This window comes from Pseudoalteromonas sp. Z1A8, from assembly GCF_011378855.1.
In the GTDB taxonomy this organism is placed as follows: Bacteria; Pseudomonadota; Gammaproteobacteria; order Enterobacterales; family Alteromonadaceae; genus Pseudoalteromonas.
Genome location: NZ_WTLB01000047.1, coordinates 1 through 19019 on the forward strand (window position 1 = coordinate 1; position 19019 = coordinate 19019).

Sequence of the window (19019 nt, forward strand, 5' to 3'; positions counted from 1 at the left end):
TAATCAAAAGATGATAAGGGTATTGTGAAGCAACCAAAAGATCGGTCAACCGATCAAAAATACCTTAACTGATCGGTGTTAACGCTAAGGTGACTTTTAATATTTAAGCGATAGCTGAAAGTAGCATTTTACTCAGTTTTGCTTCTTCTTCAGCTACTTGTTCAAGTTTTTTTGCGATATCATCTAAGCTAATATCACCGCGCTTTTTACAATACTTTACGGCATCCATTGCAAATTCTCGCCATAAATCACCCACTGAGGTAGTATGCACTGCACATTGGTTGAGTGCAGGTATTTGACATATATCGGCTGCCTGCTCTAAAAAGCTGGCGTACATAAATCTAAAACCAGCCCCACCGGTGCCTATTTCCTCTTGCATACGCACAATGTGAGCTAAATAAAGACGCGTATATTTAGGTGTCTTTTTATCAAGCAATCGTATTTGTTTTGCCATATGACGAATGCCTTTAAGACCAAAATACGGCAATATTAACCCATTCATCATTTTTGCTGTTTTTTTGATTGCAGGCTTAATCACTTCATTGAGCTCAATATTCGATGGTGTACTGCGAATAACATACATTAATCCTTTTGCCGCGAGTGCACCTTTTGCAAAGCGTGCATTTTTTAAATCCTCTGCGGGGCACGTTACTGGATGCTCAAAAACAGGGTCACTAATAAGATATTCGCCCAGAGCGTTTTTACCATAAACAATTAGATTATGTGCATTAAAGTGAAAGCGCATATCTTCAGGGAAGTAAGGCAGCCAATATACAGAGCTTTGTAAACCAACTAAATTGCCTTTAGCTAGCTCGTCATCAAGTGCTTGCATACCGTCTTGCGCATTCGAGAACTTGCGCGTTTCTAATTCAATATTTAATTTTTTACATACCTTTTTAATGATTGTTTTTGGAGGCATGCGATAAGCAATTAATGGCATTCCACTAATTTTTACAAAAGGCAAGTAAGCAAAGGTAAGTGCTGAAGCAAGACCAAAAGCCATTGGTTCGCTCATATCAATGCCTTTACTTTGTAAAAGTGTGGCAACTACACCCGTTTCACAATGTGAAGATTGCAGGTGGTTAATAGGTAAAATAATGTCAGGCATGAAAGGTTCGTTATTGTGAGGGCAGTGAGAGTAAAGCGTCACGACTAATTTTTAGTGTATCGCAATAGCGGTTAATTTTTTTATCAGATAACGTTAAAAAAATAGCGGGACGCAAATGACGATTAATTTGCCATTGAAAAAAACCACTCGCGGCAGCAAGGGTCGAAACATCAAAGCGTCTTGCGAGCATATGATAACCAAGCGGAGAAATTAGCCCCGAATGAGCATCAGATAGAGCTTGGCTTGTTTGTTCATTTAAATCGTCTACCGCTAATTGGGTTGCAAAATTTTCTACTTCCCAGCCAGATGATTTAACACCGTGATAATGTCCGCTGTCGTCTACCGCGTAAAGTAACTTGTTTTGACCCTGATAGCTTTTGCTATTATCTTGAGGTACTTCATCTTTTTTCATAATGGACTCTAAACTATTGGCTTACGACACTTAATTGCATAAATGCACTTGAAAAACGACCGCTCTCAGGTACATAACACAGTAGCTTTTGACCATTAATTAATTTACCTGATTTAAAAAGCTCATCAAGCATAATGAAAATAGATGCAGACCCTGTGTTGCCTTTTTCTGTTAAGTTAGTAAACCATTTGTCGTAAGGGATTTGAAAGTCAATATTATTTAATCCTTCAAATAAACGTTCGCGAAAGTAACCTGACGAATAATGCGGCAAAAAGAAATCATAATCACTGGCTTTTATGGCGCGTTTTTTTATTATTTTACTAAGTGCATCTTCAACCGTAAATTTAACGATGTTTTCGTTAAGTAGTTTTACATCTTGCTTAACAGAAAGTATTGATTGTTGTTCACGTTCTTTTGAATCAAAACGGGTCCAACTTTTTAATACGCCATCTATTTTTTCAGCCCCTGCATACATACACGCTTCAAGTTGGTCTGCATAAGAAACAATATCAATCCAATCAATACGAAGTGATAAACCTGTAGGGTTAGCATGATTACTTAATAATGCTGCGCCAGCACCGTCAGATAACATCCAACGAAGGAAGTCTTTTTCAAAAGCAATTTCAGGCTTCTGGTTGAGCATATCAACTTTATAATCGCTTTCGGCGGCAAAGTTTCTTGAGTGCATTACATTGGATGCAAGCTCACTGGCAACGACTGCACTGTGCTTACTCTCACCAGCCTTAACATTTAAGTAAGCATATTTAAGAGCCGTCATTCCGCACAAGCAAATACCTGCAGTTGAGATAACTTCAAGGCTTGGGTTTTTAAGCTCTCCATGGACCATTACACCGTGATTAGGCATGATCTGATCAGCCATAGAGGTACTTGCCACCAAAGAGTCTAGTTGCTCTAGTTGGGTACCTTCTTTAGTAAATAATCCTTTTACAGCTTCAGCCGCTAACGATGCATTTGTGTAATTATATTCGCCAGTTTGTGGATCAATAGCGTAATGACGATTTTTTATTTGATTGCTGCGTAAAATAACAGGTTTAGCGCGCGAGCGTTGCCCTCCAACTTCACCTAATACAACTTCCATTTCTTTATTATTAACAGGGCTATTCGGTAAAACAGCATGTAAGTTATTTATGTATACGGCATTTTCCATAACGTAAAACTACTCTCCAGAAGGCTCAGCAAAATAGGCTTTTTGCTTTGCAATTTTTTTTCTTGTTAAAGGGGCAATTAATTTTTTTATTATTGCTGTAATTGGCACCACAGTAATAATTAAGGTGAGCAAAAATAGCACATAGATTATAAGCCCACAACTTCGACGCTTTGAGTGCATAGGACCCAACGCTGTTAGGATTTTACTCCAAATCTTAAAGCTATGTTGACCAACACGTTCACTGGCAATAAATCTCTCATTTACTTTAACTGCTCCTAATCCTTTTAATACAGAATGTTGAAGCTGTTGCGTATTGGGTAAATTGTTAATTGATTTTTTTATTGCGATACCAAAGCGGCTTGCATCAATAATTTCTTTTTCGGCGATACCTGCTGCAGGCACCCACGAAACAGGTTTTTTCTTTCCTGTGAACATCCAAAGTGGTGTTGCTAAAAAGCTAAAGCCAGTACCGCATTCATCACTAAGCACCACATTGTCGATTAGGTTAGCATTGACATTTTTAAGTAGCTGTTTCATTTTTTCTTGTGCGCTTAACCACATGCCACGACAACCAATAACGGTAATAACGGGTTTATTGTTTAGTAGTTTATTTGCTTGTGGTGATTGCATAAATGATGAAATAGGGAGCGATGGAGATAAAAACCATACTTGATACGTTAAAATAATTAAGTCGTAATCGCTATGAGCGGGCTCAACAACTTTCATTGGTTGCGGCGTCATTTTTACGCACTCAGGAAAAATATGAAAAAAGGTTAAAAAAGGCCAAGGGAATGGGTATTCTTTTTCAGGTTTTAAATTAAGGTAATCTACCGTAATTTCATCATCATTTTGCAGAGGTTTTACAATTGAATCTGCAATTTTGGTGAGTTGACCTGTTTGAGAATAATGAATAACGAGTACTTTGTGCATCCTTTTACCTTTTATAACTTCCTAATAGTCAGCTATTATACCCAATATAAAAACTCAAACCATACTAAATTGGATGATTACTTGATGTATAAAATAGTTATTTTTGTTTCTACGATACTATTTAGCTGTAAATTATTTGCTGTAGAGCAAGGTTACTCTCTTGATATTTCGTTCGCTAAGTTTAGGCAGGTTGAAGGTCAATCTCACTTTCAAGTGCTTGATTGCAGTAATACAGACTTAGCATGGGATGATTTACCAGAGATTCGAGTACAAAATTTTACAGTAACGAGTGATGAGCATAAAGTAACGCTGAATGAGTTACCTGAAGGTCGTTATTGTTTGCGTTTTTTTCAAGATCTAAATGGAAATAGTCTACTTGATGTATCGTCGAGTTCGATTCCTAAAGAACCAGTTGGGTTTTCTAACAACCCTAATTTAATGATGGGGCTACCATCACCCGAAAATAGCGTGTTTGAACTTACAAGTAGTAAATCTATTAAGATAAACGTTAATTACAAAAAACGCCGTTAAATTACGGCGTTATTTATAAATACGTTATTTAAGCTGTTTAATAATTGCAGCTAAATCAATATCACCTGCTTTGTAATACGGGCCATTTCCATCAATATCATCAGGGCAATGCTTTCTAACTGCACGAATAGGGCTGTTTTCTTCAGCGTCTTCAATGAGTGTTTTATAACGTCCGGTTGCATCGGTTGCTAAACCTTTGCATACCCACGCTAAAGTATCGAATTTGTGTTGTTCGCTTGTTTTGTAATTTTGAGCAAAATACTCAGCAAGGGTGTCGCCTATTTTCTTAGAGGGTAGGCCTTTAGATGTGTACTGTTGGGCGAGCAATTTAATTTCAGTTAAATTTTCACTAGCTATATCAAACAGGACTTTGTCGTCACCTTTAAGCGAGGGAATGTCCGACTTAGGGGCATTTTTTTGTAAGTTTGATAAATCTACAGACCCAACTACAAATTGCTCAGTACTATCAGAAGGTAAACGCTTTAATGATTTTTTTGCATATTTACGGATTTTTTTATGTGCATCGCTATTAACTATAGTAGAGAGTAAATCTCGGTAACGCGCGTTTCCTGTCTCACCTAAAGCTCGACACGCCCATGCCATTGTATCTAATTGGTAATCAGCTGCAGCTAAGTAGTTTTTGGCTAAGTATTGGGCTAAAACATCTAGCACCTCAGGGTTGCTGTTGTTGCTAGATACAATAGACTGAGCAGCTTGTTTTACTTGATTAATATCGCCTGAAATTAACCGGTCATAATTGAGCTGCTCACTTGTTGTTAGTGCAAATGCAGAGCTTGATAATGCAGCTAAACCTAAGCCCATTAATAATGGTTTTAATGAAAACATAACGATTCCTTGTATAAGAGGGAGTAAAAAGAGTAATACTATATTGTTAATTTTTTTAAATATAGCACTCTGTATTTGAAAGTTAATTAGTATAATAAACTTGTTAACTATCATAGTCATCACTTTGTTACACAACAAGATATATTATTTATTTGTTTTTAAATCAAACTGTTTTGTCGTTAATTTTAAAATATTGCAGTAAATTTTGCAGTCATAATTAAAGCTTGTTACTCTAGCGCGGTTTTGAGCCACTTTGTGTTGTTTTTATGTTATATAGCCATTTGTTTACGCCTTATCAGTTAGGTTCCACTACATTAAATAATCGTGTGGTGATGGGCTCTATGCACACAAATTTAGAAGAGTTACCTCAAGGTTTTGAGCGTTTAGCCGCTTTTTATGGTGAACGTGCCCGCGCGGGTGTTGGTTTGATTATTACCGGTGGTATTTCTCCAAATCAAGAAGGGATATTAGCGCCTAACCGCAGTGTTTTAGATTCTATAGAGGGAGTTGAGCAACACAGGTTAATTACAAAGGCTGTTAAAAAACACGATACAAAAATTTGTATGCAAATATTGCATGCAGGGCGCTACGGTTACCATTCTAAGCAAGTTGCCCCATCAGCTATTCAAGCGTCTATAAGCCCTTATACTCCAGCAGAATTAACCCATCAACAAATAGAAAAACAAATAGATGATTTTGTGCAATGCGCCAAGCTCGCTAAAAAAGCAGGGTACGATGGTGTCGAAATTATGGGCTCTGAAGGGTATTTAATAAATCAATTCATTGTTAAAGCGACAAACCATAGAGATGATCAATGGGGCGGATCTTATAAAAACCGTATTCGCTTTGCAGTTAGTATTGTAAAACAAGTTCGCGCTGCTTTAGGGCGTGACTTTATAGTTATATTTCGTTTATCTTTGCTTGATTTAGTTGAAGACGGCAGTACTTTTGATGAAGTATTACAGTTGGCGCATGAGCTAGAACGTGCAGGTGTTGATATGCTTAATTCAGGCATTGGTTGGCACGAGTCGCGCATTCCTACTATTGCAACGAGTGTCCCAAGAGCATTTTTTTCATCCTTAAGTCAACGGCTAAAAACAGCAGTAACAGTGCCTGTTATTACGAGCAACAGAATTAACACTCCAGAAGTTGCAGAACAATTACTTGCAGGTAAACATGCTGATTTTATTTCTATGGCACGCCCTTTTTTAGCCGATAGTCAGTTTGTCGCGAAAGCGAAAGCGGGTAATTCTGATCAAATTAATACATGCATTGGCTGTAATCAGGCTTGTTTAGATAATATCTTTATTAACTTGCCAGCCACATGTATTGTTAATCCTCGAGCTTGTAATGAAACGCTAATGCCTGTTAATAAAGCGAATAAGGTAAAACAAGTTGCTATAGTAGGTGGTGGCGCTGCAGGAATGGCTTGTGCTATTTATGCCGCAGAACGTGGCCATCAAGTTACTTTATTTGAAAGCGCATTAGAGCTGGGTGGGCAACTATTACTTGCAGCCAATGTACCTGGAAAAGAAGAATTTAGAGAAACGTTACGCTATTTTAAAAGCCGTTTAAAAAATCTAAATGTTACAATTAACTTAAATATAAAAGCGAATATAGCGGCTTTAGCTCGTTTTGATCACTGCGTTATTGCTACGGGGGTAACAGGTTTAACCCCTCAAATAGAAGGTATTAAATTACCAAATGTAATTAGTTATGAGGCAGTGCTTAGCGCTAAAGTAAAGCCAGGCGAAAAAATTGCAATAATTGGCGCTGGTGGAATAGGTTTTGATGTTGCTGCTTATATAGTTGCAATGAAAAATCAGTGTTTGAATCTTGAACCTTCAAACTTACGTTTTAGTGAGCAATGGGGTATTGACTTAAGCGTCGGCAATGCAGGTGGTATAAAAGGAAAACCCGTCAAATCAACAGTATCAAGTGAAGTGTATTTACTACAACGTAAATTACGAAAACACGGTGCAGATTTAGGGAAAACGACAGGCTGGATACACCGAGAGCATTTAAAACAGCAGGGAGTAAAAATGCTTGCTGCTGTGAATTATCAAAAAATAGATGAAGAAGGTTTGCATTTAAATATACGTAACCGTGAACGAGTATTAAATGTGGACCATGTTGTAATTTGTAGTGGTCAGCAGTCGGTACTGCCAGAGTATCATCATCAACTAAGCAGTTTAATGCCAGTTAGCTATATAGGCGGTGCGTTAAACGCTGAAAAATTAGATTTGCAAAGAGCGATTGGCGATGCTTTTTCTGTTGCGCAAAGTTTATAGATGGTTACGCAGTCCACTATTAATAGAATATAAAAATTCAAAGGAATATTTAATGGTACAGGGAATAGTATGGCGAAGTTAATGCAAATTATGTTGGCGCTAAAACAAGTGAGTTTTGGCTATAAAGCAAATATGCCATTGAGTGTTAATAATATATCACTAAATCTTGCTCAAGGTAGCTGCACTGCTATTTTAGGACCTAATGGAGCTGGAAAATCAACATTAATTTCATTAATGAGTGGTCTTTTGACTGCTCAAACAGGTCAAATTAGTTACCCTTTTTATTCACTGTATACGACCCAAGAAGCTATAGCCCAAAAAGTTGCTTTAGTACCGCAAGATTTTGCTTTTTATCATGAACTTAGTGTGCACGATAATTTAGCTTTTTTTGTGTCCATAAGTGAAAAAAATCGCAGTTTACATTCAAACCATATTAAATCGGCTATACGTGCATGCGGGCTTGATGATGTTATTAATAAAATGGCGGGTTCTTTATCTGGTGGATATAAGCGTCGCTTAAATATTGCAATTGCCTTGAGTAAACAGCCAGACATTATATTTTTAGATGAACCGACGGTAGGCATAGATCCATTATCTCGTGATGCAATAATTAATTTATTATTGGATTTAAAACAACAAGGTAAAACCTTGGTTTATACCTCTCATTTATTACATGAAGTTGAATTACTATGCGATGAAGTCGTATTTTTAAATAATGGTAAAGTCGTTGCAAATGAGCTTTTAAATAATCAAAAACCGTCTTTAAATTTCACTACTGTTAAGCCTTTATCTCCTAGTCAAATAGCTCTTTTTAAACAGCCGATAACCATTTTAGAAAATGGCGGACATCAATTAAAAGTGAGTAATAGCGAGCAGCTAGCATCTACTTTTACAGTGCTTGCTAATTTGAGTCATGATATTAAAACACTGACATTCTCAAATAGTCATATAGAGCAACTGTATCGTGACTTATTTTCGGAGTCATCATGTTAATCCATACGGTAAAAAAAGAAGCCAGATTAATTGCAAATGACTTACACAGCTTAGCCGTACTATTACTTATGCCTATTGTGTTTATGGTTATTATGACGATGGCAAGCAGCCAGTCGCAAAAAAATATACAAGCTAACCTAACACTCAGTGTCATTGGGCAAGAGAATAGTGCGAATAGTAATGTTTTAATCGCACTTTTAATTGCACAGGGTTTTACTATAGATAAAAACAATACCGATAACAGATTAGCAATAGAAGCCGGTGTAGATAAACAAATTTTAATGCGCCAAGGTAATAGCCAGTTACGGTTAGATATAAGTGACGACCTTGCGCCGCAAACGCGATTACTAATGACTGAAAAATTGAAAGCGAGCTTATCTCAATTAAAACTCTATTTGTATATGCTTGATACAGGTGATTTATCTCAGGATTTATCGTTAGATGAGCAAGTTAATCAAGTTGTTGAATCATCAGATGTAAGTTATTTATTAGAAAAGCCGTTAGCTAAAGCGTTACACAACCCAGCGTTGAATAGCATTCCTGCTTGGTGGGTATTTGGTATTTATTTTATTGTTTTGCCTATTTCACTCACTTTTATTAATGAGCGTAATAATGGCACTTTGGTTAGGTTAAAAACGTACCCAATTAGTATGGCTCGCTATTTTTATAACAAAGCATGTGCTTATGTAATTGTCAGCCTTATACAAGGCTGTTTACTTGCAATCATTGGTTGTATTGCAATTCCCTACTTTTTGAATCTACCTTTACTACCGCTGTATGGTTTATTGCTTAGTATATTTACATTTATAACCGTTAGTTTTACTGCAATTGCCTTTGCTTTATTATTAGCAAGTATGGTGTCGAGTTATGAACAAGCAATTGTTGTAGGTGGTGGGGTAAATATAATTTTAGCTGCATTGAGTGGCTTTATGGTGCCGCTTGAGATTATGCCTGATAATTTAGCCGCGCTGGCAAATGGGTCGCCAATGTATTGGTCAGCTCAACTATTACGACAACTGATGAGTGAATCAGTTGATCACACTTTTTGGCAATATACAGCATCGCTTTGGGGTTTTTCATTGCTATGCTTTGTTGCTGCATTATGTATATTTAATAAAAAAATGAGGAATTTGACATGGAATTAGCCGAATTAAAACTACAGTTAAAACAATTAATTATCACTGAATGTGATAAAGAAGATGATTTTGAGCCCGCTGATATTATTGACTCAGAGCTATTGTTTGGAAGTAAATCACGCATCAACTTAGACTCATTAGATGCTTTACAACTCTCATTAGTATTAAAACAAAACTTTGGCATTAAAGTCGAAGGCTCTAAAGAAACGCGTAAACATTTACAGTCTATAGATACAATTGCCGACTTCATTATTCAAGAGCGTGCTAAGTAATGAATAAACGGGATGTATATTTAAATGCCAGCGGGGTCTTATCGGCACCATTAAGTAATAAAACAAGTAGTGTTGTAAGCACTATTGAAGATGAAAGTGTGGCATTTAAATCATTTCGAGAAGAAATAAATTGTAGCGATTTTGCGGGTATTTTAAGTTATTTTGATGCCGTTTTATATCCTCTTTTTGAAAAGTTGAATCTATCAGCTAGTGATTTAGCAAAAACTAATTTATTTTTAGGATCGACTTCTTTAGATATCAGTGCTGTGGAAGTGGGAGATGAAGGTAAGTTGTGGCTATCTAAAACAGATAAAATTAGCCAAGCATTAGTAAAACGATACGGTTTAAATGAGTTGGAATTTACGTTTAGCACAGCATGTACAGCAAGTGCTAATGCATGTTTGTATGCTTCGCGTTTAATAAGTACCGGAAAAATTGAACATGCATTGGTTATAGGTTGCGAATTTTATAACCCCCTAACAGTTGAAGGCTTTAAGTCGTTAGATTTAATTAGTAAAACAGAATTAATTGCATTTGCTAAAGGTCGTTCTGGCTTAATCTTAGGGGAGGGAGTTGCAGCTCTTTATTTATCATCGACGCCTAACGCGCAGTGCAGTCTCAAAATGCTGGGTGGTGCATCGTCATGCGACACTTATAGTTTAACAATGACTCAGGAAGATGGCAGTCATATTGCACAAGTTATTAATGATTGTTTACTACAGGCAAATATTCAAAGTACTAATATAGACCTAATTAAAGTACATGGTACTGCCACGCTTGGTAATGATGAAGCAGAGTGTAATGCTTTAACTACATTATTTAATACATCAAAAACAACTCATCGCCCTCCTATTATTGCTTTCAAACCTTTTACAGGACATACATTAGGCGCATGTGGTGTAATTGAAATTGCATTATTCGCTGATTGTTTAAGTAAAGAATCGTACATACCACCTGAGTATATAACTCAAAATAACGATTTGATGTGGCCTTTTTATAAAGGAAATGATTTTTCACAAGTGAACACTGTATTATTTAATTACTTTGGTTTTGGCGGTAATAATGCGGCTTTAGTTTTTCAGCGTTATAGAGGTACTGAATGAAAGAAGTAGGCAGTAGCTATTTAAGCTTTGAAAAAAATCGAGATGTAAAAAGCTTGAGGCAACTTGTAAAACAAGAAACTGGTTTACAGGTTCGTAGGATGGATTCTTTTACACTAATTGCGTTACTAGCAGTATACCGTGCTAAAGGTGATATTGAACTAAGTGCAAAGAGTGGTTTGTATAGTTGCGCGGATTACTTTTCGAGTGATTCAATGCAATCAATGTTAATTGATGTACACCAAAACAACCCTATAAAACCATTAAGTTTTGTAGCAAGTGTTGGTAATGCAGCAAACTATTATATAGCTAATACGTATGCGATTGATGGTCCAAACATTTTTATAGGTAGTAGTAAGCAAGCAATAGAAAAAAATAAGTTGCTAGCTGAAACCGATATGAGCTTAGGTTTGATTGAACACGCTATTTTACTGGTTTGGCAAGAAGATGAAAACCAACGAGAATGTTGGGCGAAAATAATCCAAGATGATGGTTTTTTCGGCGAACGTGGTGTTATATGAGAGTTTTCCTTGAATCAAAACAAGTGCGACTGTAGAATCTAGCCTCTTTTTGTCACCACTGCTGTAATAGGGATTATTACATTGAAATTTATTATCAAAAAATGCATCGCTTGGGGCGACGGAAAAATAAATCACCAAGATTGGCAATCATACTCCAACAGTATGATAGTAAACCCGCAAACGTTAACTCTTCCTGAATTAAAACAGATACCTGCGATGCAGCGAAGACGTTTAAGCGCATTTGCTAAACTGACACTCCACTGCGCTTTAGAGGCAAGTGAAGGATTTCAGCATAACATCCCTAGTGTATTTTCTTCTCGCCATGGCGACCTACACAAAACGACTAAATTAATTGCAGCTGTTGCAGCTAAAGAAACGCTTTCTCCAACTAACTTTGCGTTATCAGTGCATAATGCTGTGGGTGGTTTGTTTAGTATTTATGCTGGAAATAAAGCACCACTTTGCGCTATGTCCGCAGGTGAAGATAGTTTTTTTATGGGATTAGTAGATGCTGTTGCAAAGCTGCAAATGCATGGCTATGAGCGTATTTTATATGTATATAGTGACCAAGCTGTACCTGAACATTACCAACCTTATGTACAACAAAAACCTGACAATATAGCAGTAGGGTTGCTTATTGAACCGTGTGAAAGTAGTAACGGTTTTGAACTAAAATGTACCGGTCATCATTATGTAAGAGAAAGTGAAGCAGCTGAGTTACAAGCTCTCGATTTTTTAAAGTTTTATTTTTCACAAAATAATAAGTTAGAAATAAACTCAAAAAGATATCAATGGCAGCTATCGCGCTAATGAAAACTCAATTGATAAAAGCATACCGTATTATTGCAACAGGCAGCGCCTTCGGCTTGTTTAGTGCTGGTGGTTTGGCATTGTCTGTTATTATCTTTTCAATTCAACGACTTATTTATCGTGATATAAATAAACGAAATCAAGCTGCACGAACTGCTGTGCATTATTCATTTAAATTTTTTGTTGGTTATATGCGCTTAGTTGGCATATTACGATTAGATGTAGATAAGCTCGATGCAATAAGACAAGCAAAAGGGCAGTTAATAATAGCTAATCACCCATCTTTAATTGATGTTGTTGTGCTTATTTCTATTGTGCGCCATGCAGACTGCGTTGTTAAAGCTGATTTATGGAAAAATCCTTTTCTAAAAGGTGTAGTTAAAGCCACTGGTTATATTAATAATGATGCTGAGCCAGATTACTTTTTAGGGCAATGTAAAAAAAGCTTTGCCAGTGGAAACAATCTTATAGTGTTCCCTGAAGGAACTCGAAGTGTACCAGGTAAACCTTGGCATTTTAAACGAGGGGCTGGAAATATTGCGCTTCGAACTCAAGTCGATATTTTACCAATCTTAATTGACGTAAACCCAATAACATTAACCAAAGGACAAAAGTGGTATCAGGTAACTGATCGCCGTTTTACCTTTAAGATGCGTGTTTTACCTCCTTATTTGATAGAACCTTATATACAAGACGATCAGGTAACTAATTCGGTACGCAAACTAACACGCGATTTACAAGCTTATCTTAACGAGGAAAAATTAAAATATGAGTGATTTAAGCACTGAAGTTAAACAACTAATTATCGAAACTTTAGATTTAGAAGACATTGAAGCCGCAGATATTAACGATGAAGAAGCACTTTTTGTTGATGGTTTAGGCTTAGATTCAATTGATGCACTTGAATTAGGTGTCGCAATTAAAAAAGCATACGATGTAAAAATTGATGGAAATACCGATGACAGTAAAAAGCATTTTTACTCGGTTAAAACTTTATGTGATTTTATAGCTGCAACAAGGGCATAACATACTGCGTTTTTAAAGCGATACAGTATTTGGATATATATATGAATAATGAAAACATGAAAAGCGGCGAGCAAATTTTTGCGATGCTTAGCGATATTTTACAGGAATATTTTGAGATAGAGCCTGAGGACATTACTCGCACAGCAAGTTTATATGAAGATTTAGATCTTGATAGCATTGATGCCGTAGATTTGGTTGTAAAATTACGCGAACAAACAGGTAAAAAAATCGAACCTGATGACTTTAAACAAGTTCGTACCGTACAAGATGTAATTGACGCAATTGAAAAGCTAATGGTTGTTGAGGCTTAATGAAAAAGGCGTTGTTAGCTGGCTTATTATTAACTTACCCTTTTGCGGTATATTTTGGCTTACAGTACAGTGAACCGGTAATTATTGGTGGTGTTTTTGTTGCCGTTTTACTGCTAAGGCATTGGTTGGTTAAAGACAGCAAAACAACGATTCCTCATTTAAAAATTATGACTGCATGCGGGTGTGGGTTATTACTTTTTGCTACTTTTGCAAATTCAGCATTAGCGTTAAAGTTTTACCCTGTTGTTATCAGTAGCTGCTTTTTAGCTGTATTTGCTTATTCACTATATAACCCCCCCAGTGTAATTGAAATTATTGCAGGTAAATTTGAAACCCTAGATGAAAATGGAAAACGTTACACTCGATCAGTGACTAAAGTGTGGTGTGTGTTTTTTATATTGAATGGTTTAACTGCGACTGTAACCGTATTTCACCCAAATCCAAAAGTATGGCTTACCTATAATGGCTTGATTTCGTATCTGCTGATGGGGTTATTAATGATCATAGAATTGATTGTAAGAAAATGGCAAAAGGCAAAAAATAAATCGAATGAAGTGGCCAAATAATAATAACTATTTTTATGGTGAGAACCATGATTTTACAACTTGGCGTGAGCAGGTTAACGGCCACGCTAAAATTTTTTCTAAGCAGCCTGAAACTACGTGGTTGCTTTTTGATGCTGATAGCTACCAGTTTAGCGTATTGTTTTTTGCTTTATTAGTGGCAAAAAAGTCAATTGTTTTGCCCCAAAATGGACAACCTGTCCAGCTCACGCAATGCTTAAGCTATGCCGATGCATTTTGTGGTGATGCTAGCTTATCATCTGCTGACATCACATTTACACCAGATTTAAGAAGTAGCACTACAACTGAACTTGATATTGATGAGCTTACAAGTATTCGTTTTTTTACATCGGGTTCGAGTGGACAACCAAAAGCGATAGATAAAACATTTAAGCAATTAGTTTTAGAACTAGATGTACTTGAAGAGCAATTTGGCGAGCAAATTGTAAATACAACTTTTGTTGCTACTGTCTCGCATCAACATATTTATGGATTGTTATTTAAAGTTCTTTGGCCGCTATACTCTGGGAGAAATGTTTGTTTTAGTAGTTTTGAATACCCAGAGCATTTACTTTCGTTTATTAAAAATACGCCTAAAAGTGATATTACTTTAATTAGTAGCCCAGCTTACTATCATCGATTGGTTCAAGATAACGTATTAGTATCTGTTAAAGATAAATTACGCTGCTGCTTTTCATCTGGTGGACCGCTGCAATCAGTTGCAGCTAATTTACTAAGCGAGCAATTTGGTTATGCACCGGTTGAAGTGCTTGGTAGTACTGAAACTGGCGGAATTGCTTGGCGCCAGCAAAATAAGTCTGTAATTTGGCAAGCATTTACACCGATAAAAATAAAAACGGATGGCTTACAAAGACTTATTATCTCATCGCCTTATGTTGATCAGCATCAGTGGTACCAGACAGACGATAGAGCGCAATTAACTAATAGTAATCAGTTTTCGTTATTAGGTCGAGCAGATCGCATTGTTAAAATTGAAGAAAAACGTTGTTCATTAGATGAGATAACGCAAAAGATAAATCAATACACTTTGGTTAACGAATGCTATGTATTACTTCTTGAAAATGAGCAACAAAATAAGCGAAGTGAGATTGCTGCAGTATTAGTGTTAACCCAAGAGGGTGAAGCTGTATTAGCAGAGCATGGTAAATTTAAATTTTCACAGGCTCTTAAGAGCCATTTAAAAGCATTTTTTGAACCTTTAGTGATACCACGTAAGTTTCGTTATTTGTCGGCATTACCTTATAACACGCAAGGTAAACTCGAAAAAATGCAATTGGAGAAAATGTTTGACTGATTTCGTATATAAACCTATTTGTGAAGTAATAGAACAAAGCCCTGACCATGTGCTTTTGCGTTTAAAAATACCAGAAAACCTATTTTATTTTCAAGGTCACTTTGTGCAAGCACCAATTTTACCAGGCGTCGCTCAACTTGATTGGGTGATGCATTATTTGACTAAATATTTGAATGTAGATTGCCAAAAAGCAATTTCAGTTGATGCGTTAAAGTTTCAGATTATAGTTAAACCAAATTACGAAGTAGATTTATTATTAAAACAAATTAAAAATACTAAATTTAGCTTTAGTTACAGCTCAGAGCATGGACAGCATGCATCAGGCAAAGTAGTGCTAAATGATGAATAAGAGTGCTTTATAATGTCGAGTAAATATGGATTTGTCATCCCAAATTACAATCACGATTTAGTGATTCACGATACGATAACTGCTTTAGTTGCTTTTAATCTGCCAATTATATTGGTAGATGATGGAAGCAACGAACAAACGCAAAGCGTACTTGAGAAAATAGATGCTGAGTTCGCTTTAGTTACATTGGTACGTCGTATTGAAAATGGTGGCAAAGGAGCCGCTGTACAAACGGGTCTTGTTCATGCGCATCAAGCAGGTTGGAGTCATGCAATTCAAATTGATGCTGATGGTCAACACGATTTAAATGATGTAGACCAACTTGTTGCACGCTCTAAACTTTACCCTAAAGCATTAGTGAGTGGGCAACCTATTTACGATGAGTCAATATCAAAAGGACGTTATTATGGACGTTTTATTACTCATTTTTGGGTTTATATAGAAACGTTATCGTTTGCATTAAAAGACACTATGTGTGGCTTTCGTGTATATCCGTTAGATGCTTATATAACGCTTATAAATAGTACTCGTTTGGGTAATAAAATGGATTTTGATATAGAGGTAATGGTAAAGCTTTATTGGCAAGGTACGCCTGTTGAATTTATCAAAACTAAAGTTCATTACCCAGAGAATGGAGTGTCACATTTTAATGTCTGGGACGATAACGTATTGATTTCAAAAATGCATACGAGGCTCTTTTTTGGCATGTTGTGGCGTTTACCACGTTTAATTTTAAACAAATTTAAATAAAGGGATTTATTGCATGTCAGAGAAAAAAACAGCACCACATAATGACGTTGATAAACCATTTCATTGGTCACAATTAAAAGAACGCGGCTCTATGCTAGGTATCGAAGTATTGGTATTTATATACAAAGTATTTGGTAAGTGGCTGTTCAAAATAGTTTTAACACCAGTTATGTTTTATTTTTACGTTACTGGTCGCTTGTCTCGTCAAGCTATTTGGCATTATTTAGATAATCTTAATGTTAGCATGGGTGAAGGTAAGCGCACTGGTTGGGCGCGTTTTAAACAAGGTTTTAGGTTGTACTTCTCGTTTGGTATGGCAATTTTAGATAAATTTGATGCCTGGCTTGGAAAAGTAAATATTAAAGATTTAGAAATTGCTACACCAGAAGGTTATCAGCAATTACTAGAGGCTAAAGGCGCTGTTATTTTTAGTGCTCATTTAGGTAATATGGAAATTTGTCGTGCTATTTTTAGTATGGGAGATAACAAACGACCGCTTAATGTAATTACTTATAATGAGCATACACCTTCATTTAATAACTTTTTGAAAAAAGTTAACCAAGATGCAGCCATTAATTTTATTCATATCAATAACTTTGGTCCAGATGATACAATTAAATTAAAGCAAAAGTTAGACGATGGTGAAGCCGTAATTATATTTGCTGACCGTACATCGGTTAATAATCCAAATAGTGTACATCATGTGCCGTTTTTAGGAGAAGATGCTCCGTTTGCGGTGGGTCCATTTGCACTTGCAAATATTATGGAATGCCCAGTTTTTTTAATGTTTTGCATAAATGAGCAGGGACGTTATAAAACATATATTGAAAAATTTGCAGACCCCATTAAGGTCAAACGTAAAGAGCGTCAAGCGTACTTTCAGTCAATGGCTACTAAGTTCGCGCAACGACTCGAATTTTATTGTAAAAAAGCGCCGTATCAATGGTACAATTTTTTTAATTTTTGGCCAAAAGCCACAGACAAAGATTCAAAGCCTAGCTAAATATCTGGAGAAGTAGTAAATGGAAAGTAATACATCAAGTCACCTATTATTTGGTGCAGGGCGTTTAACAATTGAAGACATTATCAGTGTTGTAAAAGATAAGCGCGGAGTTGCGCTTTCTGGTGATAGTCACTTTGCAAAAAAAATTGATTCTGCTGTCGCTTTTTTAGATAAGTTATTAGCTGAAGAAGGTCATATATACGGCGTAACAACCGGTTACGGTGATTCATGCACCGTTGAAATTCCTTTATCACTCGTTAATGAGTTGCCAATACACCTAACGCGTTTTCATGGTTGTGGCTTGGGTGATTTTTTTACGCCAGAGCAAGGTAAGCTTATTTTAGCAAGTCGTTTGGCGTCTTTGTCACAAGGTTATTCTGGTGTAAGTTGGGATTTACTTAAATTATTAGTTGAGATGATCAACCGCGATATTATTCCTGTCATTCCACAAGAAGGATCGGTAGGCGCAAGTGGTGATTTAACACCTCTGTCATATGTTGCTGGTAGCTTAATTGGTGAGCGTGATACGTACTATAAAGATCAGGTTGTTAATTCATTAGAGGCATTTTCGGCTGAGGGTTTAAAAGCAATTACGTTACGCCCTAAAGAGGGTCTGGCTATTATGAATGGCACCGCCGTTATGACGGCGCTAGCATGTCAAGCATTCGACCGCTCTGAGTACGCAAGTCGTTTAATGACCCGTATAACTGCACTTGCAAGTATTGCGCTTAAAGGTAATAGCAATCACTTTGATGATATTTTATTTAGTGTTAAGCCGCATGTTGGTCAGCAAAATGTTGCTAAACGCATTCAGCATGATTTAAACCATGTTGAGCATCCTCGTAATTCAGACCGCTTACAAGATCGCTATTCTATACGATGTGCTCCGCACGTTATAGGTGTGCTTGAAGATAGCCTACCATGGTTAAGAAATATGATTGAAAATGAGCTTAACAGTGCCAATGATAATCCTATTATTGATGGTATTGGCGAGCATGTTTTACATGGAGGTCATTTTTACGGCGGTCATATTGCAATGGCAATGGACTCGATGAAAAACTGTGTGGCAAATTTAGCTGATTTAGCAGATCGACAAATTGCGACGATGGTTGATGTTAAAATGAATAATGGTTTGCCATCCAATTTAAGTGCGGCCTCAAGTGAACGTCACTTTATAAATCATGGTTTCAAAGCTATCCAGATTGGTTGTTCTGCATGGACTGCTGAAGCACTTAAATTAACAATGCCAGCCAGCGTTTTTTCACGTTCTACAGAATGTCATAACCAAGATAAAGTGAGTATGGGGACCATTGCTGCACGTGACTGTTTACGTATTTTACAACTAACAGAGCAGGTACTCGCGGCAACTCTATTGGCTGCTGTGCAAGGTGTTCGAATTCGTATTTTAAATAATGAAATTGATGCTTCTGCATTAAACCCTGAAATTACTGCAATGATTGATGATGTAGCTAGTTTCTTTGATTTACTAGAAGAAGATCGCCCAACAGATAAGATATTACGTCAGACGATTGAGTATATCCAAACTCAACGCTGGGCACTTTATCAAACTAGCTAAAGGTAAAT

Annotated in this window: 22 protein-coding genes; 17 read left to right on the plus strand and 5 right to left on the minus strand. The window is 36.6% G+C overall.

Annotated features, from left to right (window positions below; genetic code table 11):
- Positions 1–103: 103 nt before the first annotated feature.
- From GQR55_RS15850 to GQR55_RS15865, 4 genes are read right to left on the minus strand one after another with little or no spacing between them, the layout of a single operon-like run.
- The gene (locus GQR55_RS15850; RefSeq protein ID WP_166421365.1) at positions 104–1108 is read right to left on the minus strand and encodes a BtrH N-terminal domain-containing protein; all 1005 of its coding nucleotides are present in this window, start codon (positions 1106–1108) and stop codon (positions 104–106) included.
- A 10-nt stretch (positions 1109–1118) separates the two neighbouring features.
- The gene (locus GQR55_RS15855; protein WP_166421366.1) at positions 1119–1520 is read right to left on the minus strand and encodes a hypothetical protein; all 402 of its coding nucleotides are present in this window, start codon (positions 1518–1520) and stop codon (positions 1119–1121) included.
- Between the two features lie 13 nt (positions 1521–1533).
- Positions 1534–2688: a beta-ketoacyl-ACP synthase III gene (locus tag GQR55_RS15860; RefSeq protein WP_166421367.1), complete on the minus strand. Its 1155-nt coding sequence runs from the start codon at positions 2686–2688 to the stop codon at positions 1534–1536.
- 9 nt (positions 2689–2697) lie between these two features.
- Positions 2698–3618, minus strand: a complete 921-nt coding sequence (locus GQR55_RS15865) for a dialkylrecorsinol condensing enzyme (RefSeq protein WP_149593015.1) — start codon at positions 3616–3618, stop codon at positions 2698–2700.
- An 84-nt stretch (positions 3619–3702) separates the two neighbouring features.
- Here GQR55_RS15865 and GQR55_RS15870 point away from each other — a divergent pair, with 84 nt between their 5' ends.
- The gene (locus tag GQR55_RS15870; protein ID WP_166421368.1) at positions 3703–4149 is read left to right on the plus strand and encodes a DUF2141 domain-containing protein; all 447 of its coding nucleotides are present in this window, start codon (positions 3703–3705) and stop codon (positions 4147–4149) included.
- A 24-nt stretch (positions 4150–4173) separates the two neighbouring features.
- Here the strand turns inward: GQR55_RS15870 and GQR55_RS15875 are convergent, their stop codons facing one another.
- Positions 4174–4995, minus strand: coding sequence for a HEAT repeat domain-containing protein (locus GQR55_RS15875; RefSeq protein ID WP_166421369.1), 822 nt, complete (start codon positions 4993–4995; stop codon positions 4174–4176).
- A 266-nt stretch (positions 4996–5261) separates the two neighbouring features.
- On the opposite strand from GQR55_RS15875, the gene GQR55_RS15880 reads away from it, so the two are divergent.
- The 16 genes from GQR55_RS15880 to GQR55_RS15955 all read left to right on the plus strand — a co-directional run bounded on the left by GQR55_RS15880 (position 5262) and on the right by GQR55_RS15955 (position 19011).
- Positions 5262–7286 carry an NADPH-dependent 2,4-dienoyl-CoA reductase gene (locus tag GQR55_RS15880; RefSeq protein WP_166421370.1) on the plus strand — a complete coding sequence of 675 codons (2025 nt, stop codon included), beginning with the start codon at positions 5262–5264 and terminating at the stop codon, positions 7284–7286.
- Between the two features lie 69 nt (positions 7287–7355).
- Complete coding sequence (locus GQR55_RS15885) at positions 7356–8279, plus strand: ABC transporter ATP-binding protein (protein ID WP_166421371.1); 924 nt, start codon at positions 7356–7358, stop codon at positions 8277–8279.
- On the plus strand, positions 8273–9424 hold the full coding sequence (locus tag GQR55_RS15890; RefSeq protein ID WP_166421372.1) for an ABC transporter permease: 1152 nt from the start codon (positions 8273–8275) through the stop codon (positions 9422–9424). The genes GQR55_RS15885 and GQR55_RS15890 overlap by 7 nt, the downstream gene beginning before the upstream one ends.
- Positions 9415–9687, plus strand: a complete 273-nt coding sequence (locus tag GQR55_RS15895) for an acyl carrier protein (RefSeq protein ID WP_010553044.1) — start codon at positions 9415–9417, stop codon at positions 9685–9687. Before GQR55_RS15890 ends, GQR55_RS15895 begins: the two co-directional genes overlap by 10 nt.
- Positions 9687–10790, plus strand: coding sequence for a beta-ketoacyl synthase N-terminal-like domain-containing protein (locus GQR55_RS15900; RefSeq protein WP_166421373.1), 1104 nt, complete (start codon positions 9687–9689; stop codon positions 10788–10790). Before GQR55_RS15895 ends, GQR55_RS15900 begins: the two co-directional genes overlap by 1 nt.
- Positions 10787–11308, plus strand: a complete 522-nt coding sequence (locus tag GQR55_RS15905; protein WP_166421374.1) for a hypothetical protein — start codon at positions 10787–10789, stop codon at positions 11306–11308. The genes GQR55_RS15900 and GQR55_RS15905 overlap by 4 nt, the downstream gene beginning before the upstream one ends.
- A gap of 81 nt (positions 11309–11389) precedes the next feature.
- Positions 11390–12118, plus strand: a complete 729-nt coding sequence (locus GQR55_RS15910) for a beta-ketoacyl synthase chain length factor (RefSeq protein WP_166421375.1) — start codon at positions 11390–11392, stop codon at positions 12116–12118.
- Positions 12118–12894 (plus strand): 1-acyl-sn-glycerol-3-phosphate acyltransferase, encoded by a 777-nt coding sequence (locus tag GQR55_RS15915; RefSeq protein ID WP_240916885.1) that lies wholly within the window; start codon positions 12118–12120, stop codon positions 12892–12894. The genes GQR55_RS15910 and GQR55_RS15915 overlap by 1 nt, the downstream gene beginning before the upstream one ends.
- The gene (locus tag GQR55_RS15920) at positions 12887–13144 is read left to right on the plus strand and encodes a phosphopantetheine-binding protein (protein ID WP_010553039.1); all 258 of its coding nucleotides are present in this window, start codon (positions 12887–12889) and stop codon (positions 13142–13144) included. Before GQR55_RS15915 ends, GQR55_RS15920 begins: the two co-directional genes overlap by 8 nt.
- Positions 13145–13200: 56 nt before the next feature.
- Entirely contained in the window at positions 13201–13455 is a 255-nt protein-coding gene (locus GQR55_RS15925) for an acyl carrier protein (RefSeq protein WP_166421390.1), read from the plus strand.
- The gene (locus GQR55_RS15930) at positions 13455–14021 is read left to right on the plus strand and encodes a hypothetical protein (protein WP_166421377.1); all 567 of its coding nucleotides are present in this window, start codon (positions 13455–13457) and stop codon (positions 14019–14021) included. The genes GQR55_RS15925 and GQR55_RS15930 overlap by 1 nt, the downstream gene beginning before the upstream one ends.
- The gene (locus GQR55_RS15935; protein ID WP_166421378.1) at positions 14005–15333 is read left to right on the plus strand and encodes an AMP-binding protein; all 1329 of its coding nucleotides are present in this window, start codon (positions 14005–14007) and stop codon (positions 15331–15333) included. The genes GQR55_RS15930 and GQR55_RS15935 overlap by 17 nt, the downstream gene beginning before the upstream one ends.
- Positions 15326–15682, plus strand: coding sequence for an acyl-CoA synthetase (locus GQR55_RS15940; RefSeq protein WP_166421379.1), 357 nt, complete (start codon positions 15326–15328; stop codon positions 15680–15682). The genes GQR55_RS15935 and GQR55_RS15940 overlap by 8 nt, the downstream gene beginning before the upstream one ends.
- 12 nt (positions 15683–15694) lie before the next feature.
- Positions 15695–16432 (plus strand): glycosyltransferase family 2 protein, encoded by a 738-nt coding sequence (locus GQR55_RS15945; RefSeq protein ID WP_166421380.1) that lies wholly within the window; start codon positions 15695–15697, stop codon positions 16430–16432.
- Between the two features lie 13 nt (positions 16433–16445).
- A complete protein-coding gene (locus GQR55_RS15950; RefSeq protein WP_149593001.1) occupies positions 16446–17435 on the plus strand; it encodes a family 2 glycosyl transferase in 990 nt (329 codons plus the stop codon).
- 19 nt (positions 17436–17454) lie between these two features.
- Complete coding sequence (locus GQR55_RS15955; protein WP_149593000.1) at positions 17455–19011, plus strand: aromatic amino acid ammonia-lyase; 1557 nt, start codon at positions 17455–17457, stop codon at positions 19009–19011.
- The last annotated feature ends 8 nt before the right edge of the window (positions 19012–19019 follow it).